This is a genomic window from Tichowtungia aerotolerans (genome assembly GCF_009905215.1).
Lineage (GTDB): Bacteria > Verrucomicrobiota > Kiritimatiellia > Kiritimatiellales > Tichowtungiaceae > Tichowtungia > Tichowtungia aerotolerans.
Window position 1 is genome coordinate 1,211,537 of the sequence record NZ_CP047593.1, and the last position, 17,655, is coordinate 1,229,191.

A 17,655-nucleotide genomic window follows, 5' to 3' on the forward strand; every position below is an offset into this window, starting at 1 on the left:
GTTGAGCGTTTGAAAAATAAGCACTGATTGTACGATCAAACGTTCAATCGCCAATCATAAACCGCAGAAACCGATTCAGCGGCGTCAGAGGTCTAACAGCAGGACCGAAGGAACCGAAGCCCACCGGTTTCGCCGGGCACACCCGCAGAGAACATCCTGAATATAGCCGGTGATTTCCGATGGACTGCATCCGGACATCGGCTGAACAAACCCCATCAGCCGGGGACAGCCTTTGACCACGAGGGTCCCCTGCCCATTCGGTTTCTTCCAAACATTGGAAATCTTTTCCGTCAGCACCCGCAGTGTCTTCAGGAAAATGATTTCGTGCCGGGCGGCCTCGGGAAGACGAATCTGACCAAGATCGAGGATCCAGGTCGCCTGCCTGCCGACGGTTGCAAGCCGGAACGGCCGCAGCACGCGAGAGCTGAACAGAGCGTAGAGTTCGGGAAACGGATACTCTGCCGAAAGCACATCCACCCACAAATCGGTATGCGGGCGATGCACATGGTCATGCTGTAAGATGCGGATCGCAGCATCCCGATCCCCTGTTGCGCAGAATGATCGGGCCATCAGCAGAGAAAGCGCTGAATCAGACATGTGGGAATGCTGTTCGCAGAATGCAGCGAGGCTTTGTGAAATTTCGGCAGCTCCCCGGTGCTCCTGAAGCTCCAGCGTTTCGAAAAGGCGCTGAAGATGTCCCGCCCACAGAAGGCGGGAAGACCGGGACCAGGCTGCCTGCTGATCGATCATTCGCGGCCAATCAACCTTTCGGCTTCGTTCATGAACTGGCTAACGTCCTTAAAGCGGCGATACACAGAGGCAAAACGAACGTAGGCAACTTCGTCGAGTTTTTCGAGCATACTCATGACCTTCGCTCCAATTGCTGTGGAAGGAATTTCGCGCTCATATTCTGATTCGGCTTCGCTGATGACCGTTCCGACCATCTGTTCGATCTGCTGGACACTGATCGGACGTTTCTGGCAGGCAATCACCAGACTCTGCATCAGCTTCTCGCGAACAAAAACCTCGCGGCGGCCATCGCGTTTAATCACCTGCAACGCAGCGCGCATAACCTCTTCGTACGTGGTAAAGCGATGCCCGCAGTTCAGGCAGAGACGACGCCGGCGAATGGCTGCGCCTTCGCGCACCTCACGACTGTCGATTACTTTATTTTCCCGATGCTCGCATTTTGGACATTTCATAGACAGCGACTCTCCGCTTATTTAAATGCCGGAGAATAGCCCGCCACCAGAGGAAAAGAAAATCAAAAACAGCGAAAGCATAAAAAAAACAGCCCCGGAAATCCGGGGCTGGCCATCAAAGCAATCCATTCGGATTATTTCTTTTTAGCGGCTTTTTTCTTAGCAACCTTTTTCTTGGCCGGAGCCTTTTTAGCCGCTGCTTTTTTCTTCGCAGGCGCCTTCTTCGCTACTGTCTTTTTAGCAGGTGCTTTCTTGGCCGCTGCTTTTTTCTTCGCAGGCGCCTTCTTCGCTACTGTCTTTTTAGCAGGTGCTTTCTTGGCCGCTGCTTTTTTCTTCGCAGGCGCCTTCTTCGCTACTGTCTTTTTCGCGACCTTTTTCTGGGCCGGGGCTTTTTTGGCAGCTTTCTTTTTAGCCGGAGTTTTTTTCGCTACTTTCTTCTTCGCCGGAGCTTTTTTCGCCGGAGTTTTTTTCGCTACTTTCTTCTTCGCCGGGGCTTTTTTCGCCGGGGCTTTTTTCGCAGGCGCTTTTTTCGCCGCTACTTTTTTCTTCGCGACTTTCTTCTTCGCCGCTTTTTTCTTAGCTGCCATATCAGCCTCCTTCTTGCGTTTGGGTTAACCTCAACTTATTGCCTTGTATGAGACAGGCGTAGGCAACCATATAACCATTAACTGGTTTTGTTGCAACAACCTTTCGTGTAAAGACTCACATTTTTAATCACGCTTTTGGCGTTCCATGCAAACAACATTCACGAATTTTTCAAACGCAACGTCCAGGTTGTCGTTAATAATAAGATGCGCATAATCATCTTTCTGCTCCATTTCTTTCATCGCATTGAACATCCGTTTTTGAATCACTTCTTCACAGTCTGTTGCACGTCCGCGCAACCTGCGTTCCAACTCCTCAAGCGATGGCGGCGCGATGAAAATATCAACGAAACGTTTTCGAAGCGGGTCATCTTCGGACAAGGCAGCACAGGCTGCGCGGATCTGAGCCGCCCCCTGCACATCGATGTCCATGATTAAATCGCAACCTTCATCCAGAGCTCTGCGTACCGTGCTCTCGAGCGTTCCATATAAATTCCCATGCACTTCGGCATGCTCCAGAAATTCACCGGCATTCACACGATTAATGAATTCATCCCTGGAAAGAAAATGATAGTGCTCTCCATCTTTTTCTTCACCGCGAGGCGCACGTGTTGTGCACGAAACCGAATAGATCATGTCCGGGAATGTTTCAACCAGTCGATTGCAAATTGTCGACTTGCCCGCTCCGGATGGAGCAGAGACGACAAGGAGCAGTGCGTTATTTTTTTCTGTTGTCATGTCGGCAATTTTTCATACCGATCGCCCTATGGCAACAGCGATGAAAAAAGTTTTCCAACGGCTGAAAGTCCGCTGAATTGAAGCGCAGTCCTTCACGAGGACAAAAACACCGGACTTTCGAACATCTCAGGAAACTCAGCAGTACTATTCAAATTTCGAACGGTATGCCCAGAGTCCGAGAGCAGGATTGCTGATGTAAAAAATTTCTTCTCCATCCGGCAGCGTGTTCCATCCGTCTTTCAGCTCATCCGGATTATAGCGCGCGGCAACTTCGTCATACGGAGCCGCGTTAAAACCAACTGAACGAATTTCATCAAGCGTTAAGCCGCCTTTCCCCGGACAGTAGGTAATCGAAAAACGGCCTTCCGATGAACCATGGATCAGATGAGCCGCTGCGCTCAGGTTCCCACGCAACTCTTCATCTTCCTCCACCGCCTTCAGCGTTGCCGGAGTTCCTTTGTACCCGAACCTGCGAATCAGCTTATCGATCGTCGGATCCTCGCCGAACTCCTTCAACGCCGGAGCCAGAACGACCAGCTCGCCGCCATCGGCAATCGCCATGCGGGTTCGGTAAACGGATTTGTTACCCAGCCACGTACTCTGGAACTCGTGTGGATCGAGATAGACGACCACCTTGCTCGGCTCGCGGTCGAGCAGCGTGATATTCACCTTCTGCGCCAGATCGCATGCTTCGTGATATACACTCTCATCATCACCGGCATAGAAGCCCCGGAGATGCATCTCGCCGGAATCATAATCCTGTTCAACAACCGTCAGGATGTAGGTGATCGGCAGATCGCTCAGGTAGGTATCAACCGCATAGTTGAACAGCTTCCGCACCGGCGTATCAGCACGCCCCAGAATTGTCTCCATGTTGCAAACCGCACCGAGAAAATGGGATTTGTTGATGATGTCCGCGCCACCGGCCCCAACGACAATGTTCTTGGTGTAGTTGGCCATGCCAACCACTTCATGCGGAACAATCTGGCCGACCGACAGAATCAGGTCGTAGCCGTCGAACAGCATTTTGCTGACTTCGACACCGACCGAATAGTCCACTTTTCCGCCGGACAGCTCCGCAAGCATTTCACCCGGCACCTCGCCCTTACGAACGATGCCGCCGCGCCAGTCGTGCACCTTGAACGCGTCGAGCGGAATCGTCTCGCCGTACATCATGCGAAGCTGCGCTTCCGTCATCGCATTGTGCGTTCCAAGGGTTGGAAGAATATCGACCTGCACCCCGTCGGCGGTGAGCTTCTCATACACCATCGCCGTGATCGCCCCCGCCTGCGAGTTCAGTCGCGTGTGGTCCGGCGGCAGAATCAGTATTTTTTTTCCAAGCTTTGGAAACGTTGCTTCCAGGGTTTGGAAAACCAGCTCGCGAAGCTCCGCCGTCGTGATCGAAACATCTTCACCAAATCGACTGATCATATTGTTAACCACTCCCTGTCACCAACCTTCACGAATCATCCGTGCGGATTCGTGAAGATCAGTGGTTTATTTTTACACGATATAGGTTGAGGCCGAAGTGTCGCCCCCGCGGCCGGTCCAGTTGGTATGGAAGAACTCGCCGCGCGGCTTATCGACGCGCTCGTAGGTGTGCGCCCCGAAGTAGTCGCGCTGCGCCTGCAGCAGGTTGGCCGGCAAACGAGCGGAGCGGTAGCCGTCGAAATAAGCAAGAGCAGCGGTGATCGCCGGCATCGGGATCCCGAGCTCAACCGACTTGCAGATGACTCGACGCCATGCGGCCTGCGCATTTTCAACCGCGTCCTTGAAGAACGGATCGAGAAGCAGGTTGACCAGATCCGGATCGTTGTCGAACGCTTCTTTGATCTTGCCGAGGAAGACGGAGCGAATGATGCATCCGCCACGCCACATGAGCGCGATGCCGCCGTTGTTGAGCTTCCAGCCGTATTCTTTGGCGGCTTCGCGCATGAGCTGGTAGCCCTGCGCGTAGGAAACAATTTTGGAAGCGTAGAGCGCCTGCTTAAGATCAGCAACCAGCGCGGCTTTGTCGCCGTCAAATTTCGTTCCCGGGCCGGAGAGTACTTTCGATGCTTCAACGCGCTCGTCTTTGAGCGCGGACAGACAGCGGGCAAAAACCGCTTCTCCGATCAGCGTGAGCGGCTGACCGAGATCGAGAGCGGAAACGGCCGTCCATTTTCCGGTTCCTTTCTGGCCGGCGGTGTCGAGAATCACATCGATGGTTGCTTCGCCGTCTTCGGTTCTGTAACCGAGAATGTCGCGGGTGATTTCGATGAGGTAGGAGTCGAGCTCGCTTTCGTTCCACTCGGCAAAGACCTCGTGCATCTCTTCGTTGGAGAGGCCGACCCCTTCTTTCATCATCTGGTACGTCTCGCAGATCATCTGCATGTCGCCGTACTCAATGCCGTTGTGAACCATTTTCACAAAGTGTCCGGCACCGCCGTCACCCACCCAGTCGCAGCAGGGTTCACCGGCTTCGGTGTGAGCGGAAATTTTCTGGAAGATCGGTTTTACATGCTCCCACGCGGCGGGGGATCCGCCGGGCATGATGGACGGGCCAAGCAGTGCCCCTTCTTCACCGCCGGACACACCCGTTCCGATATAAAGCAGGCCCTTGCTTTCCGCCAGCTCGGCGCGACGGATGGTATCCGGAAAATGGGTATTGCCGCCATCAATCAGAATATCTCCCTCTTCGAGGTGAGGCATCAGTTGTTCCATCAGCGCGTCGACCGCGGCGCCGGCTTTAACGAGCATCATCACTTTGCGCGGGCGTTCGAGCGAAGCGACAAAATCTTCGATACTGTGGCAGCCGATAAAGTTTTTATCCGCGCCGCGTCCGTTTACAAATTTATCAACCTTCTCCACCGTTCGGTTATAGACCGCCACCGTGAAGCCTTTGCTTTCCATGTTGAGGACGAGGTTTTCGCCCATCACTGCCAATCCAATCAATCCAATATCTGCTTTTGCCATGTTGTACCTCTCGTTGTTCTAAATTTCCGTCTATCGTTTGACGCGGGCATTGCCCTCCCAAATACTCCAGACCTGTTCTTCATCTGCGGGCTGAGCATAGTCGGTCAGCATGGTTGCGGCAAGCGCGCCGCTGGCCCAACCGAAGCGGGCGCACTTCTGCACATCCCAGCCTTTCAAAATGCCGTAAAGCAGCCCGCCGACAAACCCGTCGCCGCCGCCGATGCGATCGAGCACGCCGATTTCGCGCGGCTTGATGATTTCCCAATCTTTGGAATCGGTAACCAGCGCGCCCCACAAGTGCGTGTTGGCGGAGATCACTTCGCGCAGCGTCGTTGCAAAATATTTTGCATTCGGATAAGCCGCCTGCGCGCGGCCGATCATTTCCTTAAAGCCGTCGATCTTTACGTCGAGCCCCTCTCCTCCCGCGTCCGGCCCCTGGATGCCGAGGCAGAGCTGGAAGTCTTCTTCGTTCCCGATGAGGATGTCGGCGCGCGACGCGATTTCCGCGAAGGCTTCGGACAGTTCCTGTTCGCGTCCCTTCCAGAAGCTGGCCCGGTAGTTGAGGTCGAACGAAATCAGCGATCCGTTTTCTTTGGCGACGCGGGCGATATCGAGGCAGAACTGACTGGTCTTCGGAGAAAGCGCGGCAATCAGTCCGGACAGGTGAACGATCTCTGCGCCTTCTTCGCCGAAGATGCGGTCGAGGTCGAAGTCGTCGACGCACAGCTCTCGGCCGACTTCGCCGGCGCGGTCATTCTGCACGCGCGGTCCGCGCGAGCCCCAGCCGCTGTCGGCCATATTGATCTGATGGCGAAATCCCCACGGGTCGCCCTGCTCGAATTCCGGCCCTTCAAAGTCCATGCGGCGGCTTCCGAGATTATCCTTAATAAAGTGCGCAACCGGACTGCCCTTCACGAACGCCGTCAGCACTTTGACCGGCATGCCGAGATAAGAGGCCACACTGGCCACATTACTTTCCGCGCTGGTCGCCTGCATCTTAAAGCTGTCACTGCAGTGGAACGGCTGCGATCCAACCGGTGTTAACCGGACTCCCATACTGGTTGGAACTAACAAAGAATACTTTTTTGACGTCTCGATCATTTAAGCCTCCTTGCAGAAAAAGATACTATCTCAAATGTTTGAGACAAGCAATTTTAACACAAAATCGTTTGATTTTGTGATCGGGAGCCATCATATTTCACGACCATTTAAAACCCGGGGGAAATATCATGAGTGAAATTTTTAATACAAACTGGAACCGCGAACGCGTCCGCGCCGGCATGCGCTGGTTCGGTCCTGAAGACACTGTAACCATTCAGCACATTCGTCAGACGCCCGGCGTCACCAACGTCATCAGCGCGCTGCACCACATTCCGGCCGGCGATGTCTGGACCGAAGAAGAAGTGGCCAAACGCAAAATTGAAGTGGAATTCCTGCCGAACGAATCCGCACCCGCCGACCTGAGCGGCATGGCACTGTTCAAATGGTACAAGGAAAACGGAACCCCAAGCGGACTCATCTGGGACACTGCTGAGAGCCTGATCTTCACCGAAGACATTAAAAACGGAAGCCCCGACCGCGACCGTCACATTGCCAACTATAACGAAAGCCTGAAAAACCTCGGCCGTTTCGGCGTTTGCAACGTTGTCGGCAATTTCATGCTCGTCGCCGACTGGACCCGCACCGGCATCGCCACCCTGCCCGACGGATCCAAAAGTCTCAAATACGTCCATGCCGCCTTCGCCGCTTTCGATATCTACCTGCTGAAGCGTCACGAAACCGAACAGGCCTACATCGACGACGGCTCCTTCTCCGCCGAAGAAATCGAAGAGGCCCGACACTACTGGCAGCAGTACCTCGAAAACGATTCGCAGCGCCGCGAGGACCTTGCAAAAATGATTACCGCCGGCCTGCCCGGCGCACAGGCAGGCTTTACGCTCAACGACTTCCGCGCCGCCGTTTCCAAATATGAAAACATGAGCGAAGAGGATCTGCGTGAACACATCGCCTATTTTCTCGATCATACCGTCCCCGTTGCCAAAGCCGCCGGAGTACGCCTCTGCTGCCACTCCGATGACCCGGCTTTTACCCCGTTCCTCGGAACTCCGCGCTCCGTCGGCAGCGCCGAAGGCTACAAATTCCTGCTCGACCACGGCTGCGGCGCAAACTTCTGTATCGGCTCGCTGATGGCCAACGAAAAGAACCGCGACATCACCATTGCCATCCGCGAAATCGCCGAATACGGACTCGCCAAAGGGATGAGCATCGATGAAATCTTCCCGCACATTCACCTGCGGCCGATCGAGACCGACGGCAAGAACTTCCGCGAAGGCCATCACGCCGAACACCGCGAAGAGCTCGCCAAAGTCGTTCACACCCTCGTCGACCTCGGATGGCAGGGCGTTTTCCGCCCCGACCACGCCCCGAGCTCCGACCACGGCTTCGGCCGCCCCGGCTACGATGTGATCGGCCGCGGCTACGGCGCCAACCTGCTGCTCGGCCTCTTTGAGATGGCGGAAATCATCAAGACCACCCGCTTCCGGGTTGTCGAAGCGGCCATCAAAGCCAGCGGCGGAAATATGGAACTGAAAGAAGACGCCCTCGAAGCCGCCCATCAGGCGGAGGTCGACAAAGTCGCCCGCAAGATCGCCTTCATCAAAATCCCCTTCGCCTACGGCGAAGAAGGCGTCTGCGCTCAGCCTATTGCATAGGCGCGCACAGATTTTCCAAACCTGGAGCAAACAGATCCCCCAATTTCCCGGAGACGGGAAAAACGGCGGTTTGTTTTTCCAACCTTTGGAAAAACCGTGTATATATTTTTTCCAATGTTCGGAAACGGCGCGGCCGGTTTTTCCGAAGTTTGGAATTTTCAGGAGAAAAAGATGGGCAGTACATTCGGAACGCTTTTCAGAGTCAGCACGTTTGGAGAATCGCACGGCAAGGCTGTTGGCGCCATTGTGGACGGATGTCCGGCCAACCTTGAGTTGACCGAGGCGGACATTCAGCCACAGCTGACGCGCCGCCGTCCGGGCCAGAGCGCGCTGACGACGCAACGGGACGAGGCGGATCAGGTGACGATTCTTTCCGGCACAGAAAACGGAAAAACCCTGGGCACACCGATTGGCCTGTCGGTGAACAACAAGGACCAGCGGCCGGGCGATTACGGCGAAATGGATGTGGTACCGCGGCCGTCGCATGCGGATTACACCTATTTAATGAAATACGGAAACAAAGCATCGAGCGGCGGTGGCCGATCGAGTGCTCGTGAAACAATCGGCCGGGTGGCTGCGGGCGCGATTGCCGAGAAGTGGCTGAAAAAACGGTTTGGGAACATCGCGATTACCGCGTATGTGAGTTCGGTCAATACGGTTGAATGCCCGGATATCGATCCGGAAACCCTGACGCGCGAGCTGGTGGATGCCACTGCGGTGCGCTGCCCCGATCCGGCCGCCGCTCAGAAAATGATTGAGCGTATTGAAGAGGCAAAGGCGGCCAAGGATTCGATGGGAGGAACAGTAACATGTATCTGCCGCGGCCTTCCGGTCGGACTGGGAGAGCCCGTTTTTGATAAGCTGGAGGCCAAACTGGCGCATGCCATGCTTTCCATGCCGGCCACCAAGGGGTTTGAAATCGGCTCGGGCTTTGCCGGAACCCGCCTGCTCGGGTCGCAGCATAATGATGTTTTTGTGAAGAAAGGCGACCGGCTGGGGACGATTACCAACTACAGCGGCGGTGTACAGGGAGGAATCTCCAACGGGGAGCCGATTATATTCCGCGTGGCCATCAAGCCGGTGGCAACCATCGGGCTGGCACAGAAAACGGTCGACCTGGATGGTAACGAGGTGACGCTGGAGGCGAAAGGCCGTCATGATCCCTGCGTGCTGCCACGTGCTGTTCCGATTGTTGAGGCGATGACGGCACTGGTACTGGCCGATGCCGCACTGCAGCAGGATGTCCGCCGCCTGTAGGTTTGCAATGATTCACCCGACTGCAACTGCATGAAGAAGATCAAACAGGATGTCCGGCAGCTTTGCATCGCTCTTCAGCGAGGCGAGCTTACGCTGGATGATGCCAAACGGCTGGCAGAGGAGCTGGAGCAGGATACAATACGCCATCAGCACAGAACGATTGTGCTGGGAAGCATCCTCGTTCTCCTGTCTTTTTTTCTGGCAGGCAACCTGATCCGGCACAGCCGGCAAAAACCTCCTGCTCGACCGGCGATGGAACAAACAAAGGCCGCCAGGCTTTCGTATGTTCCCAAACATTCGCTTCCACTGGATTCACTGTGGGTGATTACGTACCAGAAAAACGCGGCGGATGCAGATTTGAAGCTGGCGGCAGCCACAAACCAGCCGCTCTCAGAAGAATCGGTGAAGCATGCGGCCTATCATCTGATTATGGGACGGCAGGCTCTGGAAGAGCATTTTCCAGAGGAAGCGACCGCGCATCTGGAAGAGGCTCTGGCGATTTTTCCACAGCTGCGAAACGTGCACGGCGTTCTGGGAACCGTGTACCTGCAACTGAACCAGCTGGAACCCGCCATCCGACATCTGGAAGCCGCGCAAAAGGAAGGTCCGACGCTGACCGTGCTGAACAATCTGGGAGCGGCATTGGTCCGCACAGGCGAACTGGACCGGGCAGAAGAGTATCTTTTGCAGGCCAATGAACTGGACCCTGGCTATCCGGGCGGCCTGAAAAACATGGCTCTGCTGTATCATAAAAAAGAACAACCTGAAAAGGCGCTGACCTATTTTGAGGACTACCTGGCCCGGCACTGCGAAGATGTTGAGACCGCAGAACTCTATGCCAACTATCTGACAGAGCTGGACCGACGGAGCCAGGCCATTGACTTCCTTGCGAATTACAGTCAGCAAAATACGGACCATGCTCTGCCCCTGTACCTTCTGCTGGCAAAATTTGAGGCTCAGGCAACCAATACAACCGCAGCGGTCGCTGCGCTGGACAGGGCGACAGAGCACATCAGCCCCAATCTGGCGCTGACAAAACTGAACAGGGATGAATTCGATTCAATCCGCAATACAGAGGAGTTTCGGGCACTGGTTCAACGGGTCGAACTGGCCAACGTGACACTGGAGAAAAAAAGGTGAACTATTTTTTTTACCTCTATTGCGGAATAATCGTTGCTTTTCTGTCTGTTTTTATTACTCTCCCCCGCTTTCGGAGACTGGTGGGTGTAGCTCAGTTGGTTAGAGCGTCAGATTGTGATTCTGAATGTCGCGGGTTCGAATCCCGTCATCCACCCCATTTTTTCGTTCTCAAACATTTCCATCAACACATCACCTCACACGCAGGGATATAAGATATGAAAAGAAAAGATGAGCTCCGCGATATCTATCAGGCCGGCAATCCTGACTTCGAAAAGGATTTTACACCACAGGTTGCACAGGAAATTATTGAACAGCGCCAGCGGGATCTTTTCCGGAGCCGAATTGTCTCCATGTTTTTCGGGGGTCTGGCCGTTATCCTGTCGGTAGTACTGGTCGCAGTCGCCATCCGTGACTTCTTAAGCAAAACCGAAATTTCCAAACCGGTCCAGAGTCAGGGAAAAGCCTTTATCCCCCGCCACTCCCTGTCCTCCGAAGCCGTCTGGGTCATTAACTACAAACAGGCCATCGAAGAAGAAGGTTTCGGCAGCGAAGAAGAAGGAGAAAAACCGCTCTCGACCAAATGGGTGAAAAAAGCCGCATACCACATCATTATGGGCCAGCAGGCGCTGGCGATCGGCGAACCGGACGAAGCTCTGGAACATTTTAACGACGTAGTGAAGATTTTTCCTGAAATCGAGGGAATTCACCGGGTCATGGGAACTCTTTACATCCAGAAAGAGCAATACGATCTGGCCGCCAACCATCTCGAACTGGCACTGCAGGAAGAAGAATCCTTTGAAACCATAAACAATCTTGGAACGGCCTACATTGGAACGAAAGACTACGACGCTGCTGAAAAATACCTGAAACGTGCTCTTGAGCTGCAGCCGGAAAGCCCGATCTGCCATAAAAATCTGGCCGTGCTTTACCGGGACATGGAACGTAATGACGATGCCATGTTCCACTTTGAAAAATACCTCGACCTGCGCCCGGATGACATAGAAACCATGCAGACCTACGCCCTGTTCCTAACCAGCCTGGGACGCTGGCAGGCCGCCGCTGATTTCCTCGAAAAACTGACCACTCAGGTTACCGATATTGCCCCGATCTACTTTCTGCTGGCCCAGGTGCAGGTTCAGAACGGCCAACAGGACAAAGCCATCGCGGCTTTAAAACGCGGCATTCAGCTGGTTGATCCCACCCTGGCCCTGGCATGGATGAACCAGACAGAGTTCAACACGGTCCGCGAATCCCCTGACTTTAAAAAACTGGTGGACGAACTGGAAATCGCCTCTGTATCGCTGGACAATATGGAATAGCCTATCGGCTTAATTCCAGCGAAACACTTCCGCTCCCGGCCGGCAGGCCGGGGCGATCTGAAAATCCGACATTAACTCCCTGATTGATCAGATTCTGCACTGCCGGGATCTGCCGGAAAGAGACCGGCACCCAAACGCGATCAACCGAAAAGTTCTGACAGATTTCATCAACAGAACATGCATCTATTTCGGAATCGACCAGAGCCAGTACCGGCAATTGATTCACTCCGCTCCTCTTTAAGAAACGAACCGCTCGAGACAAACTGTAGGAATCTCCCTTCGCCGACAGGATCTGAGCTCTTGAGTTTTCTGATACCATCACGGCAAACCCGGCTTCTCTTTCCACATGAATACCGCGATCCGCCAGAAAACAATGCGCATCAACAATCCATAACAGCCCGGCACAAAGCACGGAAAGAAGGCCGTATTTACGGCAGCGAACCGGGCCCGCAAAGAACACAACCAGCCCGATATACCAAAGAGCCGGCACCCAGAATGAAGGGGAGCGAACAAACCGATAGGCCCCGGGCAATCTTCCCAACCAATGAATCGTGCCCATCAGCAAACTGATGAATATCCGATTTGCATGATTAAAAATAATAGTTGCTGAAAGAGAAACCGGCGCAACCAACAAGCAGCAGCACCCCGTCAAAACAATCATAAAAGTCAGCGGAATGATCAGCAGATTCCCACCCAATGCCACCGGAGAAATGGAATTGAAAAAGCCTGCGGTTAACGGTGCCGAAAATATCCACGCGGCAAAGGAAGTGATCATCAGCAGTCCGGCCGCTTTCAAAAAAACAGCCATCGATTTCGGGCCGCCCAATCCGGCCCAAACAACCCGGCCCGGCCGAACAACCCCGTTGATCTGGCGGATCGTATACAGGTGAACCATCACAATGCCGCAGACAACCGTGAACGATAAAAGGAACCCCGGGTCATTTAGCTGAAACGGATTGACCGCCAGCAAAAGAATAGCGGCAAGAGAAATCGCGGAAACGGTGTCGGACCGACGATGAAACAGCGGTGCGGCAAAATAGACAGACGCCATGGTCAACGCCCGGAAAGCGCTGGCCTTCATGCCGGTCGACACAACGTACAACAACAGCAGCGGTATCAAAAACAGCCCCCATTTAGGCTTCGCAACACCTATGATTTTCAGAAATGCAATAAGGATGGCGGCCATAACTCCGACATGCAGACCGGAAATTGCAAAAATATGAAGCGTTCCTGTTCGCGAAAACACCTGATACAGATCATTTGGAAGTTCGTGCCGATAGCCGAGCAAAAGAGCCTGAAGCAGCTGCGCCTGCCGGGGAAACTGCTCCAGTCCACAACCAAGCGCTGATGAAGCACGGCGACGCAGCGAATAGCAGGCTCTCCGCAATGAGACTGGTGCCTTGCGAAGGCAAGCCGCGCTTCCACGGTCTGTATAGAATGCGCCCCCAACTCCTCCATAGGCTTTCTCAAAACTTCTGAAACGCCCTTTCAGATGCCAACGCTCACCATATTCAGCGGAGCGGATCATGCTGTTGACACGAACACGAACCAGGAAATCTGCAGGGTGCCACTCCTTTTCGAACCGCACCGCGTCCACCCTGAAGTTGAAGATAATCACCGCATCGTCTTCGAAAAATTTCGGATCTTCATCGATCGTCCCGATTATTTCCTGAGAGGAAGAGCAGACCTCAGCGGCTGGAAGCACCGTCTTCGCAGGAACCTGAATCGATTCAACGGCGCTATATGCAGCAGACAGCAGCAAAACAGCGACATAAACTCCACAGCTCCTCCGAAATGTGTGCCCCCCGGACAGCAAAGACAGAGCACAGGCAGACAGCCCCAGCAGAAGAAGTGCCGACAGGTTGAATTGCTGCTGAAGATACAGCCCCAGCACCATCGACAGCGCCAGACCAACCAGTGGCCGGCGAACCTGTGGGCAGATCCTCATAAAAATGGCAGTTATCAGTTTCTGGGCTTCAGCACTTCCAAATCCGTTTTAGAAGGAAGTTTCAAGTCCGGAGCAAGCGGGGTTTCCTGACGAACTTCACGCCGGCGAATTTCTTCGATCGCCTGGCGGGTTTTTTCTCCGGCAACCTGGTCGGCAAACGAACGAAACTCAATGGTTTCCCGGACCGGGTCAAAGCCTGGATCACTCAACCATGGAATCACTTCAGATTCCCCATACAGGCTGACAGCCTGTCCAAGAAAAATAACGGCTTTCCCCGCTTCATTCTGATGGGAATAGTTCCGGGCCAGAGCATAATACCGCTTCGATTGGGGATCCAGTTTCCCCAGTTTCATATAATACGGGAGAGCCTTCTCCCACTCACCGCGCCACTCATAAATTGTGCCGGCCCCCTCCAATGCCAGCAAGTGATTCGGATCACGTTTCAAGATCCGGTCATACAGTTGCAGTGCTGTATCAGAGTCGCCTTTCGCGGCATAGTCATATGCAGCCACTTCCATTACGTGCAGGTTTTCCGGATCGTCCTTAAGCATCCGCTCGGCCAAAAGGAGACTCGCTTCTGATCGGTCGGTTTTATGTAAAGCCGTCAGCAGATAGTCTTTGACCTGCCGATTGCCACCGTCCTGACCCAACAGCCGGATACACAAAGGAACGGCCTCTTCATACTTTTCAAGCTGCATATACAGCTGAAGAAGCAGGCTCTGTGCTGCCAGACTCTCCGGCGCAAAACGAAGTGCCTCCTGAAGGCGGACCACCGCCTGCTCATTCAGATCCCGCTGTTCAAGGCTTTCAGCAGAGCGCAAAAGGATACCTGCCTGCTCAAGGCTGTCCAGGCGCACCTTCAAAAACTCAGCATCGCCGGAATCAACAGGCCCATCAGATAATGTTCCTTCAGCCAGAGGCCCTCTTTCCATGACTCCGGAGTTCACCTCCCAGCGCTCCAGATCCTTTCCCGTTGGACCTTCAAATTGTCCCACGATCAGCTTCAGAGCCACATATCCGATAATCAGAAGCACCGGAATCAAAAAGATTTTCAGCGCGAGCATGGCCATTTGGGCCTGGCTCGCTCGATTGCTGTTTTCCCGACGACGGGCGGGAGAATGCCGGGACGTGCGATTCACCTGCTGCCGGGATGCCCCGGAATACTCATCCAGCGGAGCTTCAGAATCAGGCCGTTCATAAAAGCCGTGTCCAGAGTCCACCGATGAAGGTTTTCCGGCCCCAACCGGACGGGGCTTTTTCTCTTTTTTACCGAAATTTTTCATATCGTAACGGAGGTTGATGCAACAACAAAATCTGTTGCAGTATCAAGCCGGCAGCGTAAAGTGTCAAGCGCGGCACGTCGCCGGAAACAGTCCTTATTGGAGATATTTTATGGAGTTTTTTGTCTTGATCGTCCTTCTGGTTGTGACGGTCTTAATTCTGGTCCAGCTTGGAATCGCGCTGCATGCCAATGCGCAGCAGAGCACCCGCCTCGAAATGCTGACGCGCAGCCTCGAGTCCCTTACCGAACAAGCAGATGCCCGCGCCCGCAAAAGTGAAGAAACCGTTGCAAAACTCGTCGACGCCAACAATCAGCGCCTCGAGCAGATCGGTGAAAAGGTGGAGCAGCGGCTCGATCGTGGATTTGAAAAAACCAGCAAGGTTTTTGAGGATGTGCTGAAACGACTGGTTGAAATTGATAAAGCGCAGGAAAAAATTGCAGAGCTGTCCGGAAATGTTGTCAGCCTGCAGGAAGTTCTGTCAGACAAACGGTCCCGCGGCGCATTCGGAGAAGTGCAGCTGACCGGACTGATTTCCAATATGATGCCCGAAAACAGCTATTCCCTGCAGCACACTTTCAATAATGGAGTACGGGCAGACTGCGTGCTGTTCCTGCCGGAGCCGACCGGAACGCTTTGCATCGACTCGAAATTTCCACTCGAAAGCTATCAGCGCATGACCGACCTTTCGGCCGGCGATGCCGACCGCGCCACGGCAGAAAGGCAGTTTCGGCAGGATATCAAAAAACACATCAAAGATATCTCAGCCAAATATATTATCCCGGGGGAAACCTCGGAGGGAGCCGTCATGTTCATTCCGGCAGAAGCGGTCTTTTCTGAAATTCACAGTCGCTATCCGGATCTCGTGGAGGAGGCCCAGCGCGCACGTGTCTGGCTGACCTCTCCCACCACAATGATGGCCGTTCTGACAACTGCGCGCGCCGTCCTGAAAGATGCTGCAACCCGCAAGCAGGTTCACATTATCCAGAAACATCTGACCATACTGGCTCAGGACTTCGGCCGATTCCAAACCCGAATGGACAAGCTGGCCAATCATATCGGGATGGCTCATAAAGATGTCGGAGATGTCCAGACATCGGCCCGGAAAATCACCAGCCGCTTTGAAAAAATCGAAAAAGCGGATTTGGCTCAGCCCGCCGATAAACTGGAATAGCCAACACTACTCTTCCAGCTCACCAAACACCACGATCCGATGTAACCGCTGTTTAAAGCCGTGTTTTTTGCAGATCCGGTCAATCTCTGCGGAAATCTCAGGACTGGCAAATTCAATAAACCGGCCGGTTTTCTCACAGATCAGGTGATGATGCCGGCCGTGTCCGTAAATGTGCTCATAGTGAGCATGCACATCCTGGTCACGAATTTTCTGAACCAGTCCAGCCTCGGTCATGAGGTCCAGCGTCCGATACACCGTTCCACGACTGACATGATTCGGTCCGGAAGCCAGCTCCCCCGCCAGGTCATCGGCCCGGAAATGATCATGCCGAGCAAACACATGCTCAAACACAATCCGGCGGGCCTGCGTAATTCGAGAATCTTTGGCCTTCAGAAAACTCACAAAATCAGGCCACGCCTCTTCCACAGACCGGTCCTCATTCAAATGCTTTTTTGAAACACCCTCATCTATACTCATGATCTCACCCGCCGTTCTTTAGACTTAATCCTTATATATATATGTATCACACCGCCTTTTAGGAATGAAACTAAAAATGAAGATGGTATCTTCCCCCTGTTTTGTGAATGGCGGAAGTGTACTGCACCCCGCCCTGTTAACTATTAAGGAGAAGTATCATGGCCTATCAGATTTCAGATGAGTGCACCATGTGCGGCGCCTGCGAAAGCGCCTGCCCGATGGAAGCAATCAGCGCCGGCGACGGCAAATATGTAATCGACGCTAACACCTGCACAGATTGCGGCGCTTGCGAAGCAACCTGCCCGGTTGGCGCCATTTCTGCTGCGTAACCTGTCCATTCAGGTGTACGACAAAGCTCCGGCGGATTTCCGCTGGAGCTTTTTTATTATCCATGCGGAATAAACCGGAATACCGCTAAAGCCGTCGCAATACCGGTCAACATGCCGAAAAAAACTTCCAGCCGCGTATGTCCCAGCAGCTCTTTGAGCTTGGTTTCCGACAAATGATGCTCCTGGAAAAGCTCGTCCACAATCTGATTGAGCAGCCGCGCCTGCTTTCCGGCAGCCGCCCGCACCGTCTGCGCGTCAAACATCACCACCGATGCAAACACCACACTGATGGCAAACAACGGCGAATTAAACCCGTCTGTCAGCACGATCGCCGTCGTCAATGCACTCACCAGAGAAGAATGAGCACTCGGCATCCCGCCGGTACTTGCCAAATAGCGGAAATCCAGCCGCCGGCTCTGTATCAGACAGATCAGCATTTTGGTCAACTGCGCCACCAGCCAACCGGCAAGGCCCGCCCAGAATGAAATATGTAAAACTTCCATGAATTCCTTTGTCCGGTTTCTCTTGAAACAGGATGGCT

17 protein-coding genes and 1 tRNA gene are annotated in these 17,655 nt (G+C 53.8%); 7 read left to right on the top strand and 11 right to left on the bottom strand.

The window, feature by feature from the left end:
• Positions 1–84 precede the first annotated feature (84 nt).
• The 7 genes from GT409_RS05140 to GT409_RS05170 all read right to left on the bottom strand — a co-directional run bounded on the left by GT409_RS05140 (position 85) and on the right by GT409_RS05170 (position 6,580).
• Positions 85–750 carry a hypothetical protein gene (locus GT409_RS05140; protein WP_160627588.1) on the bottom strand — a complete coding sequence of 222 codons (666 nt, stop codon included), beginning with the start codon at positions 748–750 and terminating at the stop codon, positions 85–87.
• Positions 747–1,202: a transcriptional regulator NrdR gene (gene nrdR / locus GT409_RS05145; RefSeq protein ID WP_160627590.1), complete on the bottom strand. Its 456-nt coding sequence runs from the start codon at positions 1,200–1,202 to the stop codon at positions 747–749. The genes GT409_RS05140 and nrdR overlap by 4 nt, the downstream gene beginning before the upstream one ends.
• A gap of 134 nt (positions 1,203–1,336) precedes the next feature.
• Positions 1,337–1,789: a histone H1-like repetitive region-containing protein gene (locus GT409_RS05150; RefSeq protein ID WP_160627592.1), complete on the bottom strand. Its 453-nt coding sequence runs from the start codon at positions 1,787–1,789 to the stop codon at positions 1,337–1,339.
• Between the two features lie 123 nt (positions 1,790–1,912).
• Complete coding sequence (gmk, locus tag GT409_RS05155; RefSeq protein ID WP_160627594.1) at positions 1,913–2,524, bottom strand: guanylate kinase; 612 nt, start codon at positions 2,522–2,524, stop codon at positions 1,913–1,915.
• Between the two features lie 144 nt (positions 2,525–2,668).
• Positions 2,669–3,955: a lactate racemase domain-containing protein gene (locus GT409_RS05160; protein WP_160627596.1), complete on the bottom strand. Its 1,287-nt coding sequence runs from the start codon at positions 3,953–3,955 to the stop codon at positions 2,669–2,671.
• Between the two features lie 72 nt (positions 3,956–4,027).
• The gene (gene gnd / locus GT409_RS05165) at positions 4,028–5,479 is read right to left on the bottom strand and encodes a decarboxylating NADP(+)-dependent phosphogluconate dehydrogenase (protein WP_160627598.1); all 1,452 of its coding nucleotides are present in this window, start codon (positions 5,477–5,479) and stop codon (positions 4,028–4,030) included.
• A gap of 30 nt (positions 5,480–5,509) precedes the next feature.
• Positions 5,510–6,580, bottom strand: a complete 1,071-nt coding sequence (locus tag GT409_RS05170; protein WP_160627600.1) for a sugar kinase — start codon at positions 6,578–6,580, stop codon at positions 5,510–5,512.
• A 128-nt stretch (positions 6,581–6,708) separates the two neighbouring features.
• On the opposite strand from GT409_RS05170, the gene GT409_RS05175 reads away from it, so the two are divergent.
• From GT409_RS05175 to GT409_RS05195, 5 genes are all read left to right on the top strand, one after another.
• Positions 6,709–8,190, top strand: coding sequence for a mannonate dehydratase (locus GT409_RS05175; protein ID WP_160627602.1), 1,482 nt, complete (start codon positions 6,709–6,711; stop codon positions 8,188–8,190).
• Between the two features lie 171 nt (positions 8,191–8,361).
• Positions 8,362–9,447 (top strand): chorismate synthase, encoded by a 1,086-nt coding sequence (aroC, locus tag GT409_RS05180; RefSeq protein WP_160627604.1) that lies wholly within the window; start codon positions 8,362–8,364, stop codon positions 9,445–9,447.
• 30 nt (positions 9,448–9,477) lie between these two features.
• Positions 9,478–10,587, top strand: coding sequence for a tetratricopeptide repeat protein (locus GT409_RS05185; RefSeq protein ID WP_160627606.1), 1,110 nt, complete (start codon positions 9,478–9,480; stop codon positions 10,585–10,587).
• A gap of 80 nt (positions 10,588–10,667) precedes the next feature.
• Positions 10,668–10,744: transfer RNA gene (locus GT409_RS05190), tRNA-His, on the top strand.
• Positions 10,745–10,802: 58 nt separating this feature from the next.
• A complete protein-coding gene (locus tag GT409_RS05195; RefSeq protein WP_160627608.1) occupies positions 10,803–11,906 on the top strand; it encodes a tetratricopeptide repeat protein in 1,104 nt (367 codons plus the stop codon).
• A gap of 1 nt (position 11,907) precedes the next feature.
• Here the strand turns inward: GT409_RS05195 and GT409_RS05200 are convergent, their stop codons facing one another.
• Both GT409_RS05200 and GT409_RS05205 read right to left on the bottom strand, forming a co-directional pair.
• Positions 11,908–13,854: a ComEC/Rec2 family competence protein gene (locus GT409_RS05200; RefSeq protein WP_160627610.1), complete on the bottom strand. Its 1,947-nt coding sequence runs from the start codon at positions 13,852–13,854 to the stop codon at positions 11,908–11,910.
• A gap of 14 nt (positions 13,855–13,868) precedes the next feature.
• Positions 13,869–15,137, bottom strand: coding sequence for a tetratricopeptide repeat protein (locus tag GT409_RS05205; RefSeq protein WP_160627612.1), 1,269 nt, complete (start codon positions 15,135–15,137; stop codon positions 13,869–13,871).
• A 109-nt stretch (positions 15,138–15,246) separates the two neighbouring features.
• On the opposite strand from GT409_RS05205, the gene GT409_RS05210 reads away from it, so the two are divergent.
• Positions 15,247–16,308: a DNA recombination protein RmuC gene (locus tag GT409_RS05210; protein ID WP_233231615.1), complete on the top strand. Its 1,062-nt coding sequence runs from the start codon at positions 15,247–15,249 to the stop codon at positions 16,306–16,308.
• Between the two features lie 6 nt (positions 16,309–16,314).
• On the opposite strand, the gene GT409_RS05215 is transcribed toward GT409_RS05210, so the two are convergent.
• Positions 16,315–16,785, bottom strand: a complete 471-nt coding sequence (locus GT409_RS05215) for a Fur family transcriptional regulator (RefSeq protein WP_160627616.1) — start codon at positions 16,783–16,785, stop codon at positions 16,315–16,317.
• 158 nt (positions 16,786–16,943) lie between these two features.
• Between GT409_RS05215 and GT409_RS05220 the strand changes: the two genes are divergently transcribed.
• Entirely contained in the window at positions 16,944–17,114 is a 171-nt protein-coding gene (locus GT409_RS05220) for a DUF362 domain-containing protein (RefSeq protein ID WP_160627618.1), read from the top strand.
• A 56-nt stretch (positions 17,115–17,170) separates the two neighbouring features.
• Here GT409_RS05220 and GT409_RS05225 read toward each other — a convergent pair whose 3' ends face one another.
• The gene (locus GT409_RS05225; RefSeq protein ID WP_160627620.1) at positions 17,171–17,617 is read right to left on the bottom strand and encodes a divergent PAP2 family protein; all 447 of its coding nucleotides are present in this window, start codon (positions 17,615–17,617) and stop codon (positions 17,171–17,173) included.
• Positions 17,618–17,655: the final 38 nt, after the last annotated feature.

Bases quoted from the DNA above. Each gene is read 5' to 3' on its own strand.
- nrdR (WP_160627590.1), bottom strand. From the start codon at position 1,202: ATGAAATGTCCAAAATGCGAGCATCGGGAAAATAAAGTAATCGACAGT.
- gnd (WP_160627598.1), bottom strand. From the start codon at position 5,479: ATGGCAAAAGCAGATATTGGATTGATTGGATTGGCAGTGATGGGCGAA.
- GT409_RS05225 (WP_160627620.1), bottom strand. From the start codon at position 17,617: ATGGAAGTTTTACATATTTCATTCTGGGCGGGCCTTGCCGGTTGGCTG.
- GT409_RS05175 (WP_160627602.1), top strand. From the start codon at position 6,709: ATGAGTGAAATTTTTAATACAAACTGGAACCGCGAACGCGTCCGCGCC.
- aroC (WP_160627604.1), top strand. From the start codon at position 8,362: ATGGGCAGTACATTCGGAACGCTTTTCAGAGTCAGCACGTTTGGAGAA.
- GT409_RS05150 (WP_160627592.1), bottom strand. From the start codon at position 1,789: ATGGCAGCTAAGAAAAAAGCGGCGAAGAAGAAAGTCGCGAAGAAAAAA.
- gmk (WP_160627594.1), bottom strand. From the start codon at position 2,524: ATGACAACAGAAAAAAATAACGCACTGCTCCTTGTCGTCTCTGCTCCA.
- GT409_RS05195 (WP_160627608.1), top strand. From the start codon at position 10,803: ATGAAAAGAAAAGATGAGCTCCGCGATATCTATCAGGCCGGCAATCCT.
- GT409_RS05200 (WP_160627610.1), bottom strand. From the start codon at position 13,854: ATGAGGATCTGCCCACAGGTTCGCCGGCCACTGGTTGGTCTGGCGCTG.
- GT409_RS05185 (WP_160627606.1), top strand. From the start codon at position 9,478: ATGAAGAAGATCAAACAGGATGTCCGGCAGCTTTGCATCGCTCTTCAG.
- GT409_RS05210 (WP_233231615.1), top strand. From the start codon at position 15,247: ATGGAGTTTTTTGTCTTGATCGTCCTTCTGGTTGTGACGGTCTTAATT.
- GT409_RS05220 (WP_160627618.1), top strand. From the start codon at position 16,944: ATGGCCTATCAGATTTCAGATGAGTGCACCATGTGCGGCGCCTGCGAA.
- GT409_RS05140 (WP_160627588.1), bottom strand. From the start codon at position 750: ATGATCGATCAGCAGGCAGCCTGGTCCCGGTCTTCCCGCCTTCTGTGG.
- GT409_RS05205 (WP_160627612.1), bottom strand. From the start codon at position 15,137: ATGAAAAATTTCGGTAAAAAAGAGAAAAAGCCCCGTCCGGTTGGGGCC.
- GT409_RS05160 (WP_160627596.1), bottom strand. From the start codon at position 3,955: ATGATCAGTCGATTTGGTGAAGATGTTTCGATCACGACGGCGGAGCTT.
- GT409_RS05215 (WP_160627616.1), bottom strand. From the start codon at position 16,785: ATGAGTATAGATGAGGGTGTTTCAAAAAAGCATTTGAATGAGGACCGG.
- GT409_RS05170 (WP_160627600.1), bottom strand. From the start codon at position 6,580: ATGATCGAGACGTCAAAAAAGTATTCTTTGTTAGTTCCAACCAGTATG.